This is a genomic window from Butyrivibrio sp. FCS006 (genome assembly GCF_000424525.1).
Taxonomy (GTDB): domain Bacteria; phylum Bacillota; class Clostridia; order Lachnospirales; family Lachnospiraceae; genus Butyrivibrio.
Genome location: NZ_KE384205.1, coordinates 39014 through 58468 on the forward strand (window position 1 = coordinate 39014; position 19455 = coordinate 58468).

A 19455-nucleotide genomic window follows, 5' to 3' on the forward strand; every position below is an offset into this window, starting at 1 on the left:
AAAAACTAAAATCTCGAGCAACCATAGATTTTAACGTAAAAAAGAGAACCCATAGACTATCCTAGTCTATAGGTCCCCTTAATTCAATTCACCGCAAAGTACAATTTATGTCCGAAAAAATTGTAAATTTTTTATAAAGTCCGCATGTTTACTGAAGCGCAACCAAGCGCAACTTTTCGCGATTTTATTGGTAATTTTGACGATTTGTAATTAGAACCAACGTCTAAGGATTGAAGTAAGTGCCTTTGCTACTGTCTTGACTACAGAAGTAACAACCTTGGTAACTACCTTAACAACCTGTCTTACTACTACAACTACTGGAGGAACTACAGGCTTATCATCTGAAGGAGTGTTTCCGCCTTCTTCACCTGAGCCGCCTTCGTTGCCGGAACCACCTTCATTGCCTGAGCCGCCTTCGTTGCCTGATCCACCTTCATTGCCCTGGCCGCCTTCGTTTCCTGTGCCGCCTTCATCGCCCTGGCCGCCTTCGTTTCCTGTGCCGCCTTCGTTGCCTGAGCCGCCTTCGTTGTCGCCGGTCTCTGTGCCGTTTCCATTTCCTGTATCAACGTCAAAGTTGTCATCGCCAACTTCTTCTGCATCGTTTGATCCTGCTCCACCTTCGGAAGACTTAACAAGATCAATCTTAGCGTTCTTGAAACTGAATGCAAGATCGCCTACTGCTGCGCTGTTACCGAAACCGAAGTTGAGATGAACAGCATCAACTGTTGTATGTGCAGTAAATACTCTCTCATAGCTGTTGAACTCACCAAGTGAAGGATCATATGTTACAGTCTTTTCACTTCCGTCAAATACTGTCCAGCTTCCGCCATTTTCCTGTACGATGTACTGGAATGTATTATTGGATGTTCCTGTAAGCTTATAGTCAAAGCTGAGCTTATAAGTCTGTCCTGCAACAAGCTTGAAGTCGCTACTTGCAAGCTGAGGTGTGTACCATGTTCCACCACTTACAATGTTAGCCATGGTAACAACGCCGTCCTGTGTCTGAAGTGCGATCTCACCGCCATTGCCGTTGTCTCCTCTATATGTTGACTCGCCGTTAAGAGGATACTCGTCTACAAATGATGCCTGATTCTCGCCTCTCATAAATACATTGTCGAGCTGAACATTTGCACCCTTGCCGAATGAAAGAACAAGAGCTGCGTTTTCTGCATCTTCTTTTGTTGCAAATACAAGTGTGTATGATCTTACACCGCTGTCCTTGCTGTAAGAAGCTGCTGCTGAGCCAAGCTCTTTTCCAAGAGCAACCTCGTCGCCGTTCATCTCAAGTGAGTAAACAGAAGCCTTAACAACTGTGTCCTCTGCGCTGTAAAGATCAAATTTTACAGTGTAGTTATCAGCCTTAAGGTTAAGTCCCGGCTGGTAAACAGCAGGTGACTTGCCATTTGAAGAACTGATCTGTGCACGTCTCTCATAGAACTTAACACCATCTGCAATGTTCTCATAGTTTGACTTTGAAGCTACATCTACTACAGCCTTGTCGCCGTCCTTAAGAGCCTGTGTTGTATATCTTGGAACAACTATTGTTGTACCGTTTGTTGCATTCCAGTATCCCAGATGGAGGTCTCCCTGATCAAAGGATCCGTTGTAAATGATGTTACCGTTTGCAAGAGGTGTTCTTGGTCCGTCGCCTGTGCTTCCGATTTCTTCGGGATCAACGATCTCAACCTTTACATTTGATACGTAAACATCACCTGTTCCTCTTGCGCCGAGGTTAAACTCGATTCTGCATCTGTCAAAGTCTTCAGTCTGCTGGAATACATAAGAATACTTTGAAGGTGTATCTGTAAGCTTAAATGTCTGGATGCCGTATGCGCTCCATCCTTTCCATTCCTTGGCATCGCAGTTAACTTCCTTGCCAAGGATAGAACCTGTTCCGTAAGCATCGAAGGAAACCTTGTAAACGTAGCCCTTCTTTGCATTGTAATGACCGATCAGCTGTACTGAGTAGTCGTTTGCACCGGCAGAGTTAACTGTAACCTTAGCCCAGTCTTTGCCGTCTGCATCCTTGTAAGGAGCAATCTTTGCATCAGTTGCATCGCTCTGGTATGAGAGATACCACTTATCCATCTCAGCAGCTGCATCATCCATTCCGCCGCCAACACAAGTTTCGATATTGTCAGCCTTGATTTCTGTGATCTGGTTGATTCCTGCAAGGTCAGCCCAGTTGTCATTACCTGCAGCTGAAGCTGCTCTTGTTACGCTATCAGCATATCCGTCTGACTTCTGATATACACGTACATAATCAACATACATGTTGATGTCATCCTGGAAAGCTGCACTGTTAACTCCGCCGCCAAACTGTCCGCTATCTACAGCGAGGTTAAGGAGCATATGGAAAGGCATATCAAATGGTGCATCGAATCCAAGAGATGAAGATGCTCCTGAGATTGCGCTCTCCCATGTGCTAAGTGTGTTGATTGCTTTGCCATCGTAGTACCATGTTATCTCACCCGGCTTCCAGTCAATAGCATAGGTATGGAAGTATGTGTAAGGTGAGAAGAGATCAACATATCCGCTTCCCTTGTAAGTGTGGCTTGGAACGCCCCAGTGAAGTGTTCCGCAAGCGATATTGTCTTTCTCATTTTTAAATGCACCGCAGGTCTCCATGATATCGATCTCACCTGATACAGGCCAGTTGCCATAGATATCATTGCTCTGTGGAAGCATCCAGAATGCAGGCCATGCTCCTGCTGTCTGAGGAAGTGACATTCTTGCTTCTACGTATCCATAAGTAGTGCTAAAGAGCGCCTCTGTTCCCTTTGTTGTGCGAAGTCTTGCTGATGTGTAGTTCTTAGCGCCCTCACCTGCATAAACATATCCGGGCTCGTAAGCTGCTGTAATTCTAAGAACGCCATCGCCTACGCCGTCACCTGAGAGGTCTTCGTTTACACCAACGTTCTTGCTGTTGCCTGTATAGCATTGAAGCTCTCTGTTGCCCCATCCGGGATTGCCACAATCAGTTGAGCCATCGCCCCACTGAGGATACCAGTTATCAAGGTTAAGTCCTGTGGCGCTGTCTACATTTGCTCCCTCATAATTACCGTCAAACTCATCTGCCCAGATCAGATCATAGCCTTCTTTTGATGTGCCGGGATCTGCATAGTTGTAGAGTGCGTTATCAGGATTGTTGAAATCATATTCGTTGCCCTTTACGGGTGAACCGCCGGCTGCATTACCATTTGCCTTAAGGGTCATATTTGTAACTGAGATAGTCTTGCCTGCATTTCCTGATCCATTACCAAACATAAGAGCAAGTTTGCCTTTAGTTACAAAGTTAGCTGTTGCAGGAGCTGTCACAAGTTTAATATGAGTTGTCTCGCCACCTTTTATCTCAACTGTGTAAGGGCTTGGATCAAGGATTGATGTCCAGTTTGTCTGCTCCTGAAGGTTCACAAATACCTTTGCATCATCTGCACTGTAGAAGTCACCTTCAAGGGTATATGTCTCACCCTCTGTAAGGAAAAGTTCATGTGTGTACTGAACAGCATAGTCTTTGTTACCTTCTGCATATACTTCGATATCAGCATCGCCATTACCCTTATCGGTAAGTTTTCCTGCTCCGCCTTCTCCTGTCCAGAAATCCCATCCGTCTGCTGTAAGGAGATTATCACCTGATACTCCTGATTCTACAGCATCAGTATCGATCAGGGCCAGATTTGCGATGGTTACAGTCTTGCCTGCATTGCCTGTTCCGTTTCCGAACATAAGAGCAATCTTACCATCTGTCTCAAAGTTAGCACCTGCTGCTGAAGTTGTAACATTTAAATGTGTTACTTCTCCGCCCTTGAGCTCAAGCTTATATGGATTACCTTCAATTATAGAATTCCAACCAAGGATCTCCTGAATGTTAATGAGAACTACAGCATCATCTTCACTGTAGAAATCACCTGAAAGCTTGTATGTCTTACCTTCTGTAAGATTGAGCATCTGTGGCAGCTGAACTGACCACTGCTCACTTCCTTCAGCATCAATCTTTACAACGCCTGCTCCATCTTCATTGTAGCTAAATGTTCCGGCTCCGCCGTTGCCTGTCCAGAAGTCCCAAGATTTCTTTGTAAGTTCGTTGTTTTCACTATCAAGCACAAAAGCTGATTCCATGGAACCCGGAAGTTCAGGGGTCTCTTCTGTTCCTTCGCTGCCTTCGCCGTTATCAACGTTTTCGGGCTCTACATAAGCACCATAAAGGCTCATGTTTGAAACAGTGATTGTCTTACCTGCATTGTCAGTTCCATTACCGAACATAAGAGCAAGTTTGCCGTTCTGTACAAAGTTTGCTCCGGCTGCACTTGTTGTGATGTCAAGGTGAGTTGTTTCTCCTGCCTTGATCTCAAGCTTATAAGGGCTAGCATCAAGTATCGAAGTCCAGCCTAAGCTCTCCTGTACGTTTATGAATACAACCGCATCCTCGTCGCAGTAAAAATCTCCGGTAAGATGATAGGACTCACCCTCTACGAGATTCAGCGCATGTGTGTACTGAACAGCGAAGTTCTGCGATCCTGTTGCATCAATTCTTACGTCAGCATCGCCATTACCCTTATCGGTAAGATTTCCCGCTCCGCCTTCTCCTGTCCAGAAATCCCATTTTCCCTTTTCAAGAACATTAAGCTTCTGAACCTGCTCTTCTTCGCCGGTTCCGCTCTCTCCGGTATTTCCACCCTCTACGGGCTCTTCCTGTCCGGATCCGCTTGAAGCAGCATCACCTGCAACAGTTACTGTAGCTGTGCATGCATTTGACAGCTCATCGCCTTTCTGTCCCTGGATCTCAATGAGATATTCCCCTGCAGCATAGCTGTCAGGATACCAGTGATATCCTAAGGTCTGATCAGCATATACCTCTTCATAGCCATTTGCTTCGCATGAGATTGTCACAGTATACAGTTCGTATCCGGCAGCTCCCCATACGAGCCCTATGCCCTGCTCTGCATTGTAATCAGGCACCAGGCCGAAGGGTGTAGTCAATTCTGCATTGACCGGTGCCTGTGCTGCATAGGCCTGCACACCTGTCAGCGCAGGTGACGAAAGTGACAAAGTGAGTGCAAATGCCAATGCCATGGCCATCCTTGTCTTATGCTTCCGCTTCATCGTGGACGACAATTTTTTCTTCATTAAAACACCTCCCTATAGAATGTCCCCAAATGTTATCACCATTTTCGCACAATCCCCGATAACGTTTAAGGTCTCATTTTTTAGAGAGGTGTTATAATTTTATAGATTTTTTATACTATTTTACGACTGCAGCATCAGCTGTCAGCACCCATGTTTTTTCTGTATTCACTGGGCGATACGCCGACTATAGCCTTAAAGCTCTTCATGAAATGTTTCTCATTATCATACCCGACTCTTGCGGATATTTCGTTCACCTTAAGAGGCGTTGTGGCAAGGAGCTTTTTCGCTTCGCCGATCCTCAGATCTCTTACAAATCCCACGAAATTGGTTCCGGTATAATTCTTAAATGCCGACGAGAACAGCGAATAGTTCATTGATACTTCATTGGATACCACTGCCATGTTGATGTCGGTCTTATAATTTTCCTTGATATAATTTATTGCTTCCTGAATCTTAAGCCTTGTCTGATCTGCGCCATCAGGCTGCTGGTGCTCTGCTGATGCCCTTCTAGCAAAGTCCATAAAGCACTGTCTGTAGTCCTCAATGGTCAGAAATGAAAACGGCATAAGCAGCTCGGAGTCAACTTCCTTCTGATATACCTTAAGATATTCAGCTGCAAACTCATCCATGGCAGACCTGAAATCTTCAGGAATTATCTGGCCTCTCTGAACTGATGTAAAGAAAGCGTTCCACTCTTTTTCAAGATCGTCACTTCTGCTGGTTCCAATCAGCTGGACCCTTGCTGCGACCGCCTCTTTTTCGCACAGCTTTTTTCCGCTCTCTAAAAGAGACTGCGCCACACTGGCGTTTCTGTCTTCGCTAAAGAGCGCTACCTTCCTGCAAAATGCATTTTCCCTGCGTAAAAGGGCCTCTTTATAGGCTCTCTTTAGCTCTTTTGAATCCGAGCACACATCGCTTAATCCGGCAAAAGAGCTTGTTCCTTCTATAGACTTAAGTTCCTCCACCTTCTCTTTTCCCAGAATAAAAATGTCCATTCCATCGGGCCCTGATATGGCGCTCTGATCGTCAAGATAAGGCATAAGAGTATCTGACCCTGCTGCGATCATGCAGTAAAAAGTATTGCCTGCCGTGTCCCTTATGTTCTTGCTGATAAGCTCAAGCTCGTTCTCCGAAGCATCATCATCCATAAGAAGATACTTTATCAGCTGTCTTCCAGCGTGCTCAGTTTTTTTTTCATCCTCGAGCTTCTGACTTATCTCTTCGTCGAGCTTTTCCATGATAGCCTTTAGCTTGTCTCTCTCCACAGGTTTTAAGATGTATTCACGAACGCCCTGTCTCATCATCTCAACAGCGTAGGTGAAATCATCATATCCGCTTACAGCCACGGACAAAGGCGGATTGCCAAACTCATTCATGGCCTTGACCAGCTCGATGCCGTTCATCTTGGGCATTCTGATATCGGTGAACATAACGTCAATGGTCTGCTCTTTAAGAACTTCAAGAGCCTGAAGTCCGTTGGCACACTCTATGACTTCCTCCACCGGAACTCCGCACCTCTTTATCATGGTGGCGATTCCCTGCCTTATGAGTTTTTCATCTTCTACTACCAAAACCTTGCGCATAAAAAGGCTCCTTTAATCTTTTGATATACTTACTCTTTTCATAGGTATGCGCACGCACACCTTGGTGTAGCATCCCTCCATGGCTGCCACTTCTATTCCGTACTGCTCGCCGAACTCCATGTGGATCCTGTCCTGAACATTCTTAAGACCGATGCCGTTGCTGGATCCGCCTTTGGTCTCAATCTCGCCGGATATCTTTTTCCTAAGGATCTCAAGTTCCTCGTCATTCATGCCTCTGCCATTGTCGGTGATCTCTATGGTGCAGCTCTCACCCTCAGGAATTCCCTTAACATAAATTGTAGTGTCATCGGCCAGTTCTTCAACACCGTGAATGATGGCGTTTTCAATTATCGGCTGCAGACTCATCTTAGGAATGCTCTGCTTCATTACCTCCTCGGGTACGTTGAGAGAAAGGTAAATCTCATAGTCAAATCTGAGGTTGATGAGGGCCATGTAATCCTTGATATACTCCAGTTCCTCTGATACAAGGACCGTCTTGGAAGTCCATCTCATGCTGTAGCGAAGGAGCTTACCTAGGCTTGTGATGGCATCTGAAATATCGTACTCTTCCTGCATCTCAGCCATCATCTTGATTGACTCAAGAACGTTGTATATAAAGTGTGCATTGATCTGGTTCTGCAGCGCACGGAGCTGTGAGTCTTTTACCAAAACCTCTCTCTGAATGTTCTCATTCATAAGAGACTGGATGTTGTCCAGCATTCGGTTAACCTGGTGCGCAAGCTCTCCCATTTCATCGTTTCGTCCGTCCTCAGGAGTTCTGATGTCAAGGTTTCCGCCTCTGACTGCCCTGATGGTGGAGAGGACTTCGTAGAACTTCTTCAGTACATGATTGACCAGAATGTTAATGATAAAGGCCATCATGAGAAGGATCAGGATCATTCCGATGATGTAATTGTTCCTGAGCTGATATACTTGTGAGAGGCTCTCTGAAATGTCATTTACCGACACCAGCGTTCCGCCAAGTTCCGAGATGTACATTCCGGAGATAACACTCTTTTTCTCTTTGTCATAAAAAGTTGTTATACCGGGCGTTTCACCTTCCTGAACAATATCTCTCATCTGCTGTGAAATAGCCGTAGCTATCGGTGTGACCGAGGTATCTTCATTACTTCCGAATATGATATTCTCTGTGTCTGTCACAAAACAGCTGGTCTCACCCGGCACATTCTCGTACATGGATGGAAACATAGTCTTCATGGCCATGTTGGCTTCAATGGTTCCAATGTTTCCGTACTGTCTGTTCACAACAGGAGTTATCAGCGCCAGCATCGGTGTTGTGTCCGAGTTGTCAAAGAGCTTGTCGGTGTAATTAAATATCCATCCACCGCTCTCTGCCATAACTGCCCATTCTTGCCTTAAGAGCCTGTCGTGATTATAAAGGACAGGCATCATTTCCTGCACATTGTCTGTGACAGCATAGTATCTGACGCCGCCAAGCACCGGGTTTGTGTTTATAAGTCTCTCAAGAGCAGCAACATCGCTCTTGTAGATATCAAGCCACTCTTTGGTGCTGTGCTTGTTGCCAACCCTGGCATCAATGAGAACAGAATTGAGTTTCTCATTGGATAAGAAGAACTGCGTGGACATGTTGATGGAATCAACGTTGTTGGTGATACTGTCACGCCTTCTCTCCATGGTAGCCTGAGTAAAGCTCACGTTCTCCCTGATGGTAGACTGCTCCATATTGTAAAAGACAATTCCACCCAGGATAGCTACCGGAATGATAACAAACAAAAGCACAATTCCGGTAAGTCTTATATTCAGTTTTTGGCTGTTAATAAAGCCCCAGCTTTTCTTTGGCTTCAATGACATACCTGTACTTTTTCTCCATAAGTTCCCTGTAGCCCAGGGCATCTCTCTTTAGCTTAAACTTCGCCAAAGCGGTGTCAAATTCATCGTCACTTTCGGCAAGAAGCAGCTCTTTTAACGTGCTGCCCCATAACCTGTCTATAGCTTCTTCCGTATATTCTTCATCACTTCCGGCCGGAAAGCTCACATCATACTGTCCTGTATACGCAGAGTATTTGTAAGTCCACTCCTCCAGCTGAGCTGTCGGGCCTTCATTCTTCTGGCGCCACTTCTGCTGCATTACGTTGTCCTGGAACATCCAGTAGGCATCATCTGCGCCGTATAGTTCGTCATATGCTGCCCTGTCTGTGTTTAAGAGTTCCAGCACATCAGGCCTTACCACTTCTTTCCCATCAATAACATCGTAGGTCACACCCTCAATTCCGAGATATACCATCTTCTGACCTTCCTCGGATATAAGGTAATCAATAAACTCAATGGCTCTGTCCGGATTCTGACAGTTTTTGGACACCATGGTTATGGTCCAGCCGTTAACTGTGTTAGTCGGAAGAACGTGCTCATCCCCGTTTTCATTCTTGGGTCCGTCAACTGCTATATAAATGCTGTCAGGGTCTTTTGAATAAAGAGTCTTCTGCTGGGCTGACATATCTGTGTACTGATACAGCATGCAGAAATACCTACCCTGGGCAATCTTCTCCTCCATCTGAGTTCTCTGATCTATGAATACGTCTGTGGAGAGATACCCTTCTCTTGAAAGGCGGTTGAACATCTTAAGCCATTCTAGATACTCCGGATCAGTATCCCTGTCATAAAGCTTGCCGTCCTTCTCATAGGGAACAGCCAAAAAGTTCTGCAAATACTGGTCAAAAGACACATTTCCTATATCGTCAAAGTAATGCGCACCGATAGGGATAAGAGGCTTGCCATCGATAGTCGGAAATTCCTTTGCAGCCTTTTTTACTGCATTTTCAAAGCCCTCAATGGTAGTCATGTTGGGAGAGCCGATTGCTTCATAAATGTCTTTTCTAACAAGGAATGTCTGATTGGAACCGATGTTGTTATCGGTGTTTATGACATCATCCGGAGTTACTGATGAACATGGATAACCATAGATATTTCCATCATCCTGGGTATACCAGCTCACAGCCTGATCATCGGTCACTGTCCAAAAATAAGGATCATACTTATCTGCCAGTTCGTTGAGGGCATAGACCATGTCCTTTTGGATGATCTCATTGACCTGTGGCTCCCACCATCCAAGGGTTATAAGGTCAGGAAGAGATCCGGATGCTATGAGCGCGTTAAGCTTCTCTTCCTCGTTTCCCTGGGGAGTGATGAAATTTATATTTACCCCTGTCTTCTCTGTAATAGCCTTGGATACAGCATTCTGTCCCCACTTGGTGTTAAACCAGGAGTAGTTGATGTACCAGTCAAAGGTCACCAGGTCTTTATCAGTGGTTACGGCATCAGAAGTATCTGCCGGTTTTAGAGTTTCACCGTTTCCCTGATGAACCTCTCCACATCCGCCAAGTACAAGGCTTACAAGAAGCACAGATATTAGGTTTGTTTTCAAAAGTTTCGTTAGTTTCATAGTCCATATTATACCCCATGATAAAGACTGACGCATTAAAACAATGCGTCAGTCTGGGGGTAAAAATTATTCTTTTACGCTTCCTGCGGAAATACTGCTTATGATGTATTTCGAGAAGAAGCAGAAAGCAATGATTATAGGTACAACTGAAATTGCAACTCCTAAGTAAATAGCACCCTGATTCTTTTGCAGATCTGTTGCTGCATTAAGTGTAGAAATCATAACCGGGAGGGTCATTTTCTTTGGTGTGTTAAGGAGGATCAAGGGTACCAGATAGGAATTCCAGTTACCTATAAATGTTCCGATTGACATTGTCGCTATACCCGGTGCCATGATGGGAAGTACTATCCTGTGGAAGATATGGATCTCACTTGCTCCATCGATCCTGGCTGCTTCCATAAGTGATTTTGAAAGCGTAGCCTTTGTGTACTGCCTCAGGAAGAATACAATTCCAGGTGATGCTATGGCCGGAATAATAAGCGGAATGTATGAATCGATCAGGTGCAGCTTCTGGCAGAGGTTATAAAAACCAATCAGAGAAAGCTGTGCCGGGATCATCATAAATACTACTATAACTCTAAAAAGAACGTTGTTTCCTTTCCAGTTGTACATAGCCATACCAAAAGCTGTGATAGCTGAGAAGTAGGCTGTTAGGAGAGTTGCCGGAACAGCAACCTTGAAACTATTAAAGAGTCCCAAAAAGAGATTCACATAGTCAAAGAGAACTTTCCAGTTGTCTTTTAGACTGTGTCCCGGCAGAAATGAAAAGGAATGCGTTATTTCAACGCCTGACCTTGTTGAATTTACCATCATCAGCCAAAAGGGAAGAAGGCACATCAGACCAAGTATTATGAGCGCTATATAAAGAATTGCTCTTTTTATTCTGGTTGCCATGCTTTAATCCTCCTTTCCGCCGATGAATTTAAATTCCATGATTGATACAAATAAAATGATAAAGAACAATGTGTATGCTATTGCCGAAGCAAAGCCTACCTGATGGGTTTCAAAACCGAATTTGTACAGATACATAACTACTGTCTGCAGTGTTCCACCGGGCTCTCCTGCTGTTGAAGGTCCTCCCGCTCCATTCATCAGGAATGGAAGGTCAAAGAGCTGAAGACCACCGATAAGTGATGTTACTGCAACATAGAGAAGGATTGGTCTTAGTAGTGGAAGTGTTATGCTTCCAAATACTTTCCATCTTCCCGCTCCGTCAATTGCAGCGGCTTCAAAGTAATCGCTTGGTATGCCCTGTACTCCCGCCATCAGAATGATGAAGGAATTTCCAAACCACATCCATGCCTGTATCACACCAATAACTGCCCAGGCTGTTGACCTCTGGCCCAGCCAGTTAATCTGCTGATCCACGATACCTGTAGCCAGAAGGATCTGGTTAAAGGTTCCGTACTTCCAGTCAAGAAGTGTCTTGAACAGGAAGGCTACAGATGTTGCAGCGATAAGGTTTGGCAAATAATACACTGCCCTGAATATTGCAAGGCCACGAAGCTTGTACTTGATATCACTGAATATGATAGTCAAAAGGAACGCCATGCCAAGCTGAAGGACGATGTTGAGTGACCACATCTTCACAGTGTTTCTAAGGGATCTCCAGAAGAACTTATCCTTAAGTACTCTGGTGTAATTGGCAAGCCCGTTAAAAACAGGCTCGCCATATCCCTTGTATTCTGTAAAGCTCAGGTACAATGTCCTGAAAACGGGATAAACACTGAATATCAGAAATACTATTACAAATGGCAGCACAAACAGATATGCAGCGTTTTCCCTATTCTTTTTCTTCATTGAAGCTCGATTCTTCATAACAAGTTATCTCTTTTATTATCTGTTTACTGTAATTTCAGGATATGTTGACTCAACTACATCATAGAACTCATTGATAGCTGCTTCCTTATCCATTTCGCCTGTCTTAACTGCTGTGCAAGCTGCGCCCCAAGCATCGTTAATGATCTTGTCGAAACGTGTAACCTTTGAGTAGTCGATACCTGCTGCCTGCTCCTGCCAGAATGAGTAGAGGTGCTCACCGCCGTAAACTTCGTTAGCATCGTCTTTGTGCTTCTCAAGAACAGATACAAGTGAAACTGTGTCACCTTCTGACTTCTCAATCCACCACTCAGCTGTGTTCTCATCAAGTGTTACCCACTTAAGGAAATCCCATGCAAGATCCTTGTGCTCTGACATAGCTGAGATACCGATGAATGTACCGCCACCGAATCCGTATGAAGGACCTGAGCAAACGCCCCAGTTTCCAGATGTCTCGCCTACGTTATCTCTAAGTGTGAGAACGCCCCAGCTGGGAAGACCAAATGAGAATACCTGAGTCTTATCAAGATCCTTGGTAGCCTCAGCAAATCCCTCTGCATCCCATACGTTGATTGAATCATCAGCATAGCTCTGAACTGCTGCTGTAAGGATCGGAACCTCACCAGCCATAGCCTGGTACCAAGGTGTTGACCACTGGTTTGCATAAGCTGTAAGGTCATTCTGGTAAAGATCTGTTACAAGATCCATGTAGTCAAGTCTAGCCTGATCTACGTTAAGTGTTCCATCTACTACCCAAGCTGAATCTCCTGAGAAGTAACCAATCTCAGCATCTGATGCAAAGATACGGTATCCGGCAGCCTTAAGTGTCTCTGCTGTGTCAAGGATTGTAGGATAATCTTTGAAGAGCTTGCCGATTTCATCTGGATCATCTGTTCCAAATACTTCCTTAGCAATATCTCTTCTGTAGTACATACCTGCAGGAGTGATCTGGTAAGAGATTGCTCTCTGGATACCATCAGCATCCTGACCAACTTCCCAAACGTAATCAACAATCTGTCCCTTGTAGTCCTGGGCGTTGTAAGGAGCCTGATTAAGATCCTCGAAGTATCCTGCATCATAGAAATCCTCAAGCATCTGAGGCTCACCTACGATAATATCAGGTGTTGTCTGTCCGCCGTTAAGAGCTGTCTGAACCTTTGTTACATAGTCAGCAGGCTCGATAACTACTGTTTCGATCTGTACGTTGTGATCTTCTACATACTTCTCAGCGAAGGTCTGAAGGTCTTTTGCCAGTGTCCAGATAACGAGTTTCTCGCCGTCTGTTCCGGCTGTCTCTGTGTTTGTGTTCTCAGCTGCCTCTGCTGCAGGAGCTTCCTCTGAAGTTGCAGAATCTGTAGAAGCTGACTCTGTTCCTGTAGCTGACTGTCCGCATGCTGCAAGTGAAAGCGTCATAACACCTGCAAGCAAAGTTGCCATTATCTTTCTAAATTTCATATTCTTTCCTCCCAATAGTGAAATTAGATTTATGATGTTTTTGATTATAGAGAGGAAAAGGGCAATAAAAAATCACACTTTTTTTATTTAAGTGTGATTTTTTTAAAACGTTTTTATTCTTGTGTAAAGTAAAGGGTGAGTCAGTGGGGACGTTTCAGTTTGACTCATTTTGTCTTGCAAAATGAGTCAAACTGAAACGTCCCCACTGACTCACCCAAAAATCATACCTTGAAGCAGCTTCCGCCCACGAATTCTCTGCAAATAGAATTCTTCGGCAGGAATGAACTGTCTACGCTTACGAAGTAGTCGAGGAACTTAAGAAGCCTCTTGGCTTCGTAGTACTCAGGCTCGTCCTTGCCTATGTTGAAAAGTAGCGGCTCTGCGTACTGCTTGATGATAGCAAGCTCGTAGATCTGAGCTGAATTGAACATCTCATCGGCCTCTTCCTGGAACGGGAAGATGTTGGCTTCCTCACCGGCTCTTACCGAAGCCCACATGCTGATGGTCTTCTTGGCAGATGCGCCACGGGTCCTTGCATCCCTGACCATCCTTCGAAGAAGTCTGCCGTCGGTTGTTGCAATTCGGTTGTGATTGTCAATGTTAAGAGTTGTAAGCGCGCTGATGTAGATCTTGAACTTGGACTCTGCCGGAAGTGCATAACTCATCTTCTCATTAAGTCCGTGGATTCCCTCGATTACAAGGACATCGTTCTTGCCAAGCTGGAGGAAATCGCCATTCATCTCACGCTTTCCTGTAACGAAATTAAACTCGGGCATCTCGACTCTCTCGCCCTTTAAAAGTCTTGTCATGTCCTGATTAAATCTCTCAACATCAAGAGCTTCGAGACACTCAAAGTTGTAGCTTCCATCCTCGTTAAGAGGAGTGTCATCTCTGTTTACAAAGTAATTATCAAGACTTATCGGGTGAGGAGTAAGTCCGTAGGTACGAAGCTGAATAGATAGCCTGTTGGCAAAGCTGGTCTTACCTGAAGAACTCGGTCCTGCTATCATTACGAACTTGACGTCAACTCTCTGGAATATCTTTCTTGCAATGTCTGCGATCCTGCTCTCCTGAAGAGCTTCGTTTACCAGGATCATCTCATTTATCCTGCCCTCGCAGATCATGTTGTTAAGGTCACCTACGTTCTCGATTCCCATCATTGCTCCCCAGTCGGTTGAGAGCGACATGGTGTTAAACAGCTTCTCCCTGGGTTCAGAAACCACGAGTTTCTCAGGTGCTCCCTTGGTGGGAAGAGTAAGCATCATTCCGTCATGATACTTATCAAGCTGGAATAACTCAATATAAGAAGTGTTCGGCAGCATATAACCGTAGTAATAATCATAGAAATCACCGAGTCTGTAGACGTTGATCTCAGAGCTTCTTCTGTATTTAAGAAGAGACACCTTATCATCCATCCCCTGCTTGGTGAACAGCTCTATCGCCTCATCCAGCGGATAAACCTTCTTGACGACAGGCATTGCATCGGCAGCCAGTTCCTTCATTCTGTCCGATACTTTTTTTACAAATTCATCTGTAACCGGAATGCCTCTCAGAGTGCAGTAGATCCCGTTACCCAGAGCAAACTCCACCTTGGTGGGCGATTTCTTCTTGGTGCCGGCCACATCATTTATGGCCTTAAGGAGCATCATAACGGCAGTCCTTCTCATGGTCTTAAAGCCGATGGTATCAGCAAATGTGACAAAAGTCAGGTTGCCGTCCTTTTTAAGTGTTTTCATCAGCTCGCGAATCTTGCCGTTAAAAATGACACAGGCAATCCTATGCTCATAATCCTTCTGAAAATCCTTGGCTATTTCTTCAAATGTTGTTCCCTTGTCGTATTCTTTTTGAATTCCGTTAACAGTAATTACAGGCATATGCTCACCTCACTTTTGGTCTTAATCAAAAAGCGCAAGAACAGCACTTATTATATCCAGGCTGTTTTTTACATCGAGATATCTCTTTGAATGTTCCCTTTCATCAAGTCCCTTAAGAATGGACTCATCTACTTCTCTGCCATGGAGAAGGAAGTCTTTTAGTAGCGGATCTCTCCTTAGAATATTGTGCTCACCATAGAGATTGCAGGCCTTAAGCGCCATGTCGGGATCACATATTCCGGTGAAAAGAGCTATCGCTTTCTCAAGTTCAGAAAATGAGCCACTGACTCCGTCCCCGGGGCTCACTTTTATGGGAAAGTAGTATTTGCCTTCGTCGAGAATGATGCGCTCGTCGATTATGGCAAAGCCCTTGTCCCTCAGGTACTCTCTAAAGAGGCAGATATCTGACTGAGGCTGAAGAACAGCAGTCTTAATTCCAAGTCCCACTAGGTCCTTTTTCTCAAGGATGCTGATCATGAGTTTTCCGCCCATGCCTGCGATCACGAGAGAGTCTGCTTCGTCTTCATGAAGCTCTGTAAGGCCATCTGAAAGCCTTGTCTGTATATCTTTTTCCAGGGAATATTCTCGTATATTACTCTCTGCCATGGCAAGGGGGCCCTTGCGGACGTCCATTGCTATGGCAGATTCTGAAATCTTATTTTGAACAAGATAGATAGATACGTAGCCGTGGTCACATCCCACATCGGCAGTGCACTTATGGGCGCCATCGCCCCTTAGCATATCAGCTACTGTCCGAAGGCGAAGGGACATTTTCACAGCTACATCATCGAGTGATTTTTTTTCATTCATATCAGTCAAGATAATCCTTGAGCTTGCGGCTTCTGCTTGGGTGACGGAGCTTACGGAGAGCCTTAGCCTCGATCTGACGGATACGCTCACGGGTTACGTTGAACTCTTTTCCTACTTCCTCAAGAGTTCTTGCTCTTCCGTCATCAAGACCGAATCTGAGCCTAAGTACCTTCTGCTCACGCTCTGTAAGAGTATCAAGAACCTCAACCAGCTGCTCCTTAAGGAGTGTGAATGCTGCTGCATCAGCAGGTACAGGAACGTTGTCGTCCTGAATGAAATCACCAAGATGTGAATCTTCCTCTTCACCGATAGGTGTCTCTAAGGATACAGGCTCCTGAGAGATCTTAAGGATCTCACGAACACGCTCTACAGGGAGGTTCATCTCCTTTGCAACTTCCTCGGGAAGTGGCTCACGGCCAAGTTCCTGAAGGAGCTGTCTGCTTACACGGATGAGCTTGTTGATGGTCTCAACCATGTGTACAGGGATACGGATAGTTCTGGCCTGATCGGCGATAGCTCTTGTGATGGCCTGTCTGATCCACCATGTAGCATATGTTGAGAACTTGAATCCCTTTCTGAAATCGAACTTCTCAACAGCCTTGATAAGACCAAGGTTACCTTCCTGAATAAGGTCAAGGAAGAGCATTCCTCTTCCGACATATCTCTTGGCAATACTTACAACGAGACGGAGGTTAGCTTCTGCAAGGCGCTTCTTAGCCTCATTTCCCTCATATATGATCTGGTTAAGCTCTTTCTTCTTGGCATCGGAGAGCTTGTTCTTGCCCTCATCCTCTGCAAGAGTCTTCTCTGCGTCAAGACCTGCTTCCATGGCCTTGGCAAGATCGATCTCCTGCTCAGCTGTAAGAAGCGGAACCTTACCGATTTCCTTAAGGTACATTCTTACAGGATCCTCGATGCTGATTCCATCAGGAACTGACAGGTCGATATTCTCCATATCAACCTCGTCCTCCTCTGAGATGATCATGTCATCATCATCGGGAAGATCATCTACATCATCGGAAACACGAAGAACGTCGATTCCTGAGTTCTCAAGAACCTCAAGAACGTTATCGAGCTGCTCCTCGTTAAGTCCCATGTCTGCGAAGAAATCGCTGATCTCTGCATACTCAAGGACATTTTTCTTCTTCTTGGCAAGAGCAAGGATCTCTTTTATCTTCTGGGAAAAGAGCTCCTTGGTTGCATCGTCAAGTTCACCATCAGCCGCAGCATTAACTTCAGGCTCAGCAGCCTTAGCTGCCTTACTCTTCTTGGTCTCCTTAACGCCCTCTTCAGCTGCTGCCTTCTTGGAAGTCTTCTTGGCTGTTTCCTTCTTGGCAGGAGCTTCCTTAGCTTCCTTGGCTGCTTTCTCCTTCTTAGCGGGAGCTTCCTTAACGGCCTTTTCTTCCTTGACAGCCTTTTCCTTTTTAGCAGTCTCTTTCTTGGCTGTTTCCTTCTTAGCAGGAGCTTCCTTGGCAGCTGCCTTGGTGCTCTTTGCTGCTGCCTTAGTCTTCTTCTCTGTTTCCTTTGTTGTCTCTTTCTTAGTTGCCATTTTATTCTTCCTTTTCTTTTAGATAGATTTTTTCATTTCAGTCATCCGGAGAAATGTCGGCATGAGCCAGCTTCTCCAGATCTTTCTTGCCCTGGATGGTCTTCATAAGGTACTGCGGATCATCGGGCTTAAGCATCTTTTTTTGCCTCTCATATCCCGCCTGCTTGACGGCGTAGATAATGTCATGAAAAGCCTTGCGCCTTTGATCAGGTGTCTCGATATCCACAAGATTGGTGTTGAACATTTCGGCCACCTGCCGATGTTCCTCTTCATCGCCAAACCTGTCAATGACTGCTGCCGGTGAGAAGTTTCCACTCTGCATTCCGGCAAAAAGCTCTTCTGCAACGCTTCTGTATAGATCATCTGAGAAATCCTCAGGCGTTACCCATTTGGTTACCTTGGGAAGAATCCCCGGCTCATCTGTCAGCCAGGTAAGAAGGAGTCTTTGATTCTTCCTTGCGCTGTCCTCGGGAGTCTTCTTGACTGCTGTCCCGGACTTCGGAGTATTGTCAGTCCGCACGGGCACTCCCTTGGCTGCAGTGGCGCTTACAAGCTTTCGAAGGTCATCCACTGCTATGTTATATCTGGCTGCTGTCGCCTCGATGTAATTCTCTCTCTCAACAGCCTCCTCAAATTCGCAGAGCATAGCTGCAAGCTTTCTATGGAACTCGGTCTTGGATACCGGGTCAGACATATCATGCCTTGACTCCTCCACTCTTGCCTCAAAGAAAAACGGATTCTCTGCGTTCTTAACTCTTTGTTCGAATTCGTCCTTGCCCAGGTTCTTGATGAACTCGTCAGGATCCTTGTAAGGCCTTAAATCTAAGACCTTGCCCTTAAGTCCGACTTCCTTAAGGATTCCGATGCCTCTCATGGCCGCCTTGGTTCCGGCCTCGTCACTGTCATAGGAGAGGACTACGGTGTCGGTGTATCTCTTTAGGATCATGGCCTGTCCCATGGTAAAAGCTGTTCCCAGGGAAGCCACTGCCATGTCAAAGCCCGCCTGATGCATGGCTATTACGTCCATATATCCCTCGCAGATTATCATGTAACCTGCCTTTGAACTCTTGGCATAATTAAGTCCAAAGAGATTTCGGCTCTTGTCAAATATCGGAGTCTCCGGAGAGTTAAGGTACTTGGGCTTGCCATCTCCCATTACTCGTCCGCCAAAGCCTATGACCTTGCCCTGAGCATCTGATATCGGGAACATTACTCTGTTCCAGAACTTATCATGAGTTCCTCTCTGCTCATCAAAGGATGCAAGTCCGGCCTCGATTATCAGCTTGTCCTCAAAGCCCATCTGTCTGAGGTACTTGACCAGATCATCCGAAGTCATATTGGCAAATCCAAGGCCAAAGTGCTTCATGGTTTCATCGGTAAGCTGCCTCTGCTTAAAGTACTGCATGCCCTTTTCGCCGCTCTTGGCCCTTAGGTTTCTGTAGTAGTACTTGGCAGCTTCTCTGTTGATATCAAGAAGCATCTGCCTCTTATCTCTCATGGCCCTTGCCTGCGGTGAATCGTCCGCTTCCGGGAGCCTCACTCCCGCTCTCTCTGCCAGCTGCTGCAGAGCTTCTGTAAATGTTAAGTTGTCATATTTCATCAAAAAGCTGATCACGTTACCACCGGCTCCGCAGCCGAAGCAGTGAAATATCTGCTTACTCTGTGATACGGAAAAAGAGCCGGATTTCTCATTGTGGAAGGGACAAAGGCCAAAGTAATTGGCTCCCTTTTTCTGCAGGTGGACGTACTGTCCGACCACATCCACAATGTCGTTTCGCGATCTGACTTCTTCTATGATGTCATCTGAATATCGCAATT

At 45.5% G+C, this 19455-nt stretch carries 11 protein-coding genes; all 11 read right to left on the reverse strand.

Translation table 11 applies throughout. The annotated features are described in order from the left end of the window. Positions 1-210: 210 nt before the first annotated feature. Entirely contained in the window at positions 211-5127 is a 4917-nt protein-coding gene (locus G633_RS0114820; RefSeq protein ID WP_081664815.1) for a glycoside hydrolase family 16 protein, read from the reverse strand. A 134-nt stretch (positions 5128-5261) separates the two neighbouring features. Beyond that, positions 5262-6710, reverse strand: coding sequence for a response regulator transcription factor (locus G633_RS0114825; protein ID WP_026520391.1), 1449 nt, complete (start codon positions 6708-6710; stop codon positions 5262-5264). A 12-nt stretch (positions 6711-6722) separates the two neighbouring features. Then, positions 6723-8543, reverse strand: a complete 1821-nt coding sequence (locus G633_RS0114830; protein ID WP_026520392.1) for a sensor histidine kinase — start codon at positions 8541-8543, stop codon at positions 6723-6725. Continuing rightward, on the reverse strand, positions 8506-10113 hold the full coding sequence (locus G633_RS0114835) for an extracellular solute-binding protein (protein WP_242838883.1): 1608 nt from the start codon (positions 10111-10113) through the stop codon (positions 8506-8508). Before G633_RS0114835 ends, G633_RS0114830 begins: the two co-directional genes overlap by 38 nt. An 84-nt stretch (positions 10114-10197) precedes the next feature. Continuing rightward, a complete protein-coding gene (locus G633_RS0114840; protein ID WP_026520394.1) occupies positions 10198-11025 on the reverse strand; it encodes a carbohydrate ABC transporter permease in 828 nt (275 codons plus the stop codon). 3 nt (positions 11026-11028) lie between these two features. Next, positions 11029-11949 (reverse strand): carbohydrate ABC transporter permease, encoded by a 921-nt coding sequence (locus G633_RS0114845; RefSeq protein ID WP_051200274.1) that lies wholly within the window; start codon positions 11947-11949, stop codon positions 11029-11031. 18 nt (positions 11950-11967) lie between these two features. Beyond that, complete coding sequence (locus tag G633_RS0114850) at positions 11968-13404, reverse strand: ABC transporter substrate-binding protein (protein WP_026520396.1); 1437 nt, start codon at positions 13402-13404, stop codon at positions 11968-11970. A gap of 221 nt (positions 13405-13625) precedes the next feature. After that, positions 13626-15278 carry a TGS domain-containing protein gene (locus tag G633_RS0114855; protein WP_022767466.1) on the reverse strand — a complete coding sequence of 551 codons (1653 nt, stop codon included), beginning with the start codon at positions 15276-15278 and terminating at the stop codon, positions 13626-13628. A gap of 21 nt (positions 15279-15299) precedes the next feature. Continuing rightward, a complete protein-coding gene (locus G633_RS19525) occupies positions 15300-16088 on the reverse strand; it encodes a class I SAM-dependent methyltransferase (RefSeq protein WP_051200276.1) in 789 nt (262 codons plus the stop codon). A gap of 1 nt (position 16089) precedes the next feature. Continuing rightward, positions 16090-17262: an RNA polymerase sigma factor RpoD gene (rpoD, locus tag G633_RS0114865; protein WP_026512342.1), complete on the reverse strand. Its 1173-nt coding sequence runs from the start codon at positions 17260-17262 to the stop codon at positions 16090-16092. A gap of 412 nt (positions 17263-17674) precedes the next feature. Further along, on the reverse strand, positions 17675-19453 hold the full coding sequence (gene dnaG / locus G633_RS0114870; protein ID WP_026520397.1) for a DNA primase: 1779 nt from the start codon (positions 19451-19453) through the stop codon (positions 17675-17677). Positions 19454-19455 lie beyond the last annotated feature (2 nt).

Coding starts and splice junctions, on each gene's coding strand:
- G633_RS0114840 (WP_026520394.1), bottom strand. CDS start 11,025: ATGGCAACCAGAATAAAAAGAGCAATTCTTTATATAGCGCTCATAATA.
- G633_RS0114845 (WP_051200274.1), bottom strand. CDS start 11,949: ATGAAGAATCGAGCTTCAATGAAGAAAAAGAATAGGGAAAACGCTGCA.
- G633_RS0114820 (WP_081664815.1), bottom strand. CDS start 5,127: ATGAAGAAAAAATTGTCGTCCACGATGAAGCGGAAGCATAAGACAAGG.
- G633_RS19525 (WP_051200276.1), bottom strand. CDS start 16,088: ATGAATGAAAAAAAATCACTCGATGATGTAGCTGTGAAAATGTCCCTT.
- G633_RS0114850 (WP_026520396.1), bottom strand. CDS start 13,404: ATGAAATTTAGAAAGATAATGGCAACTTTGCTTGCAGGTGTTATGACG.
- G633_RS0114830 (WP_026520392.1), bottom strand. CDS start 8,543: ATGTCATTGAAGCCAAAGAAAAGCTGGGGCTTTATTAACAGCCAAAAA.
- G633_RS0114855 (WP_022767466.1), bottom strand. CDS start 15,278: ATGCCTGTAATTACTGTTAACGGAATTCAAAAAGAATACGACAAGGGA.
- G633_RS0114825 (WP_026520391.1), bottom strand. CDS start 6,710: ATGCGCAAGGTTTTGGTAGTAGAAGATGAAAAACTCATAAGGCAGGGA.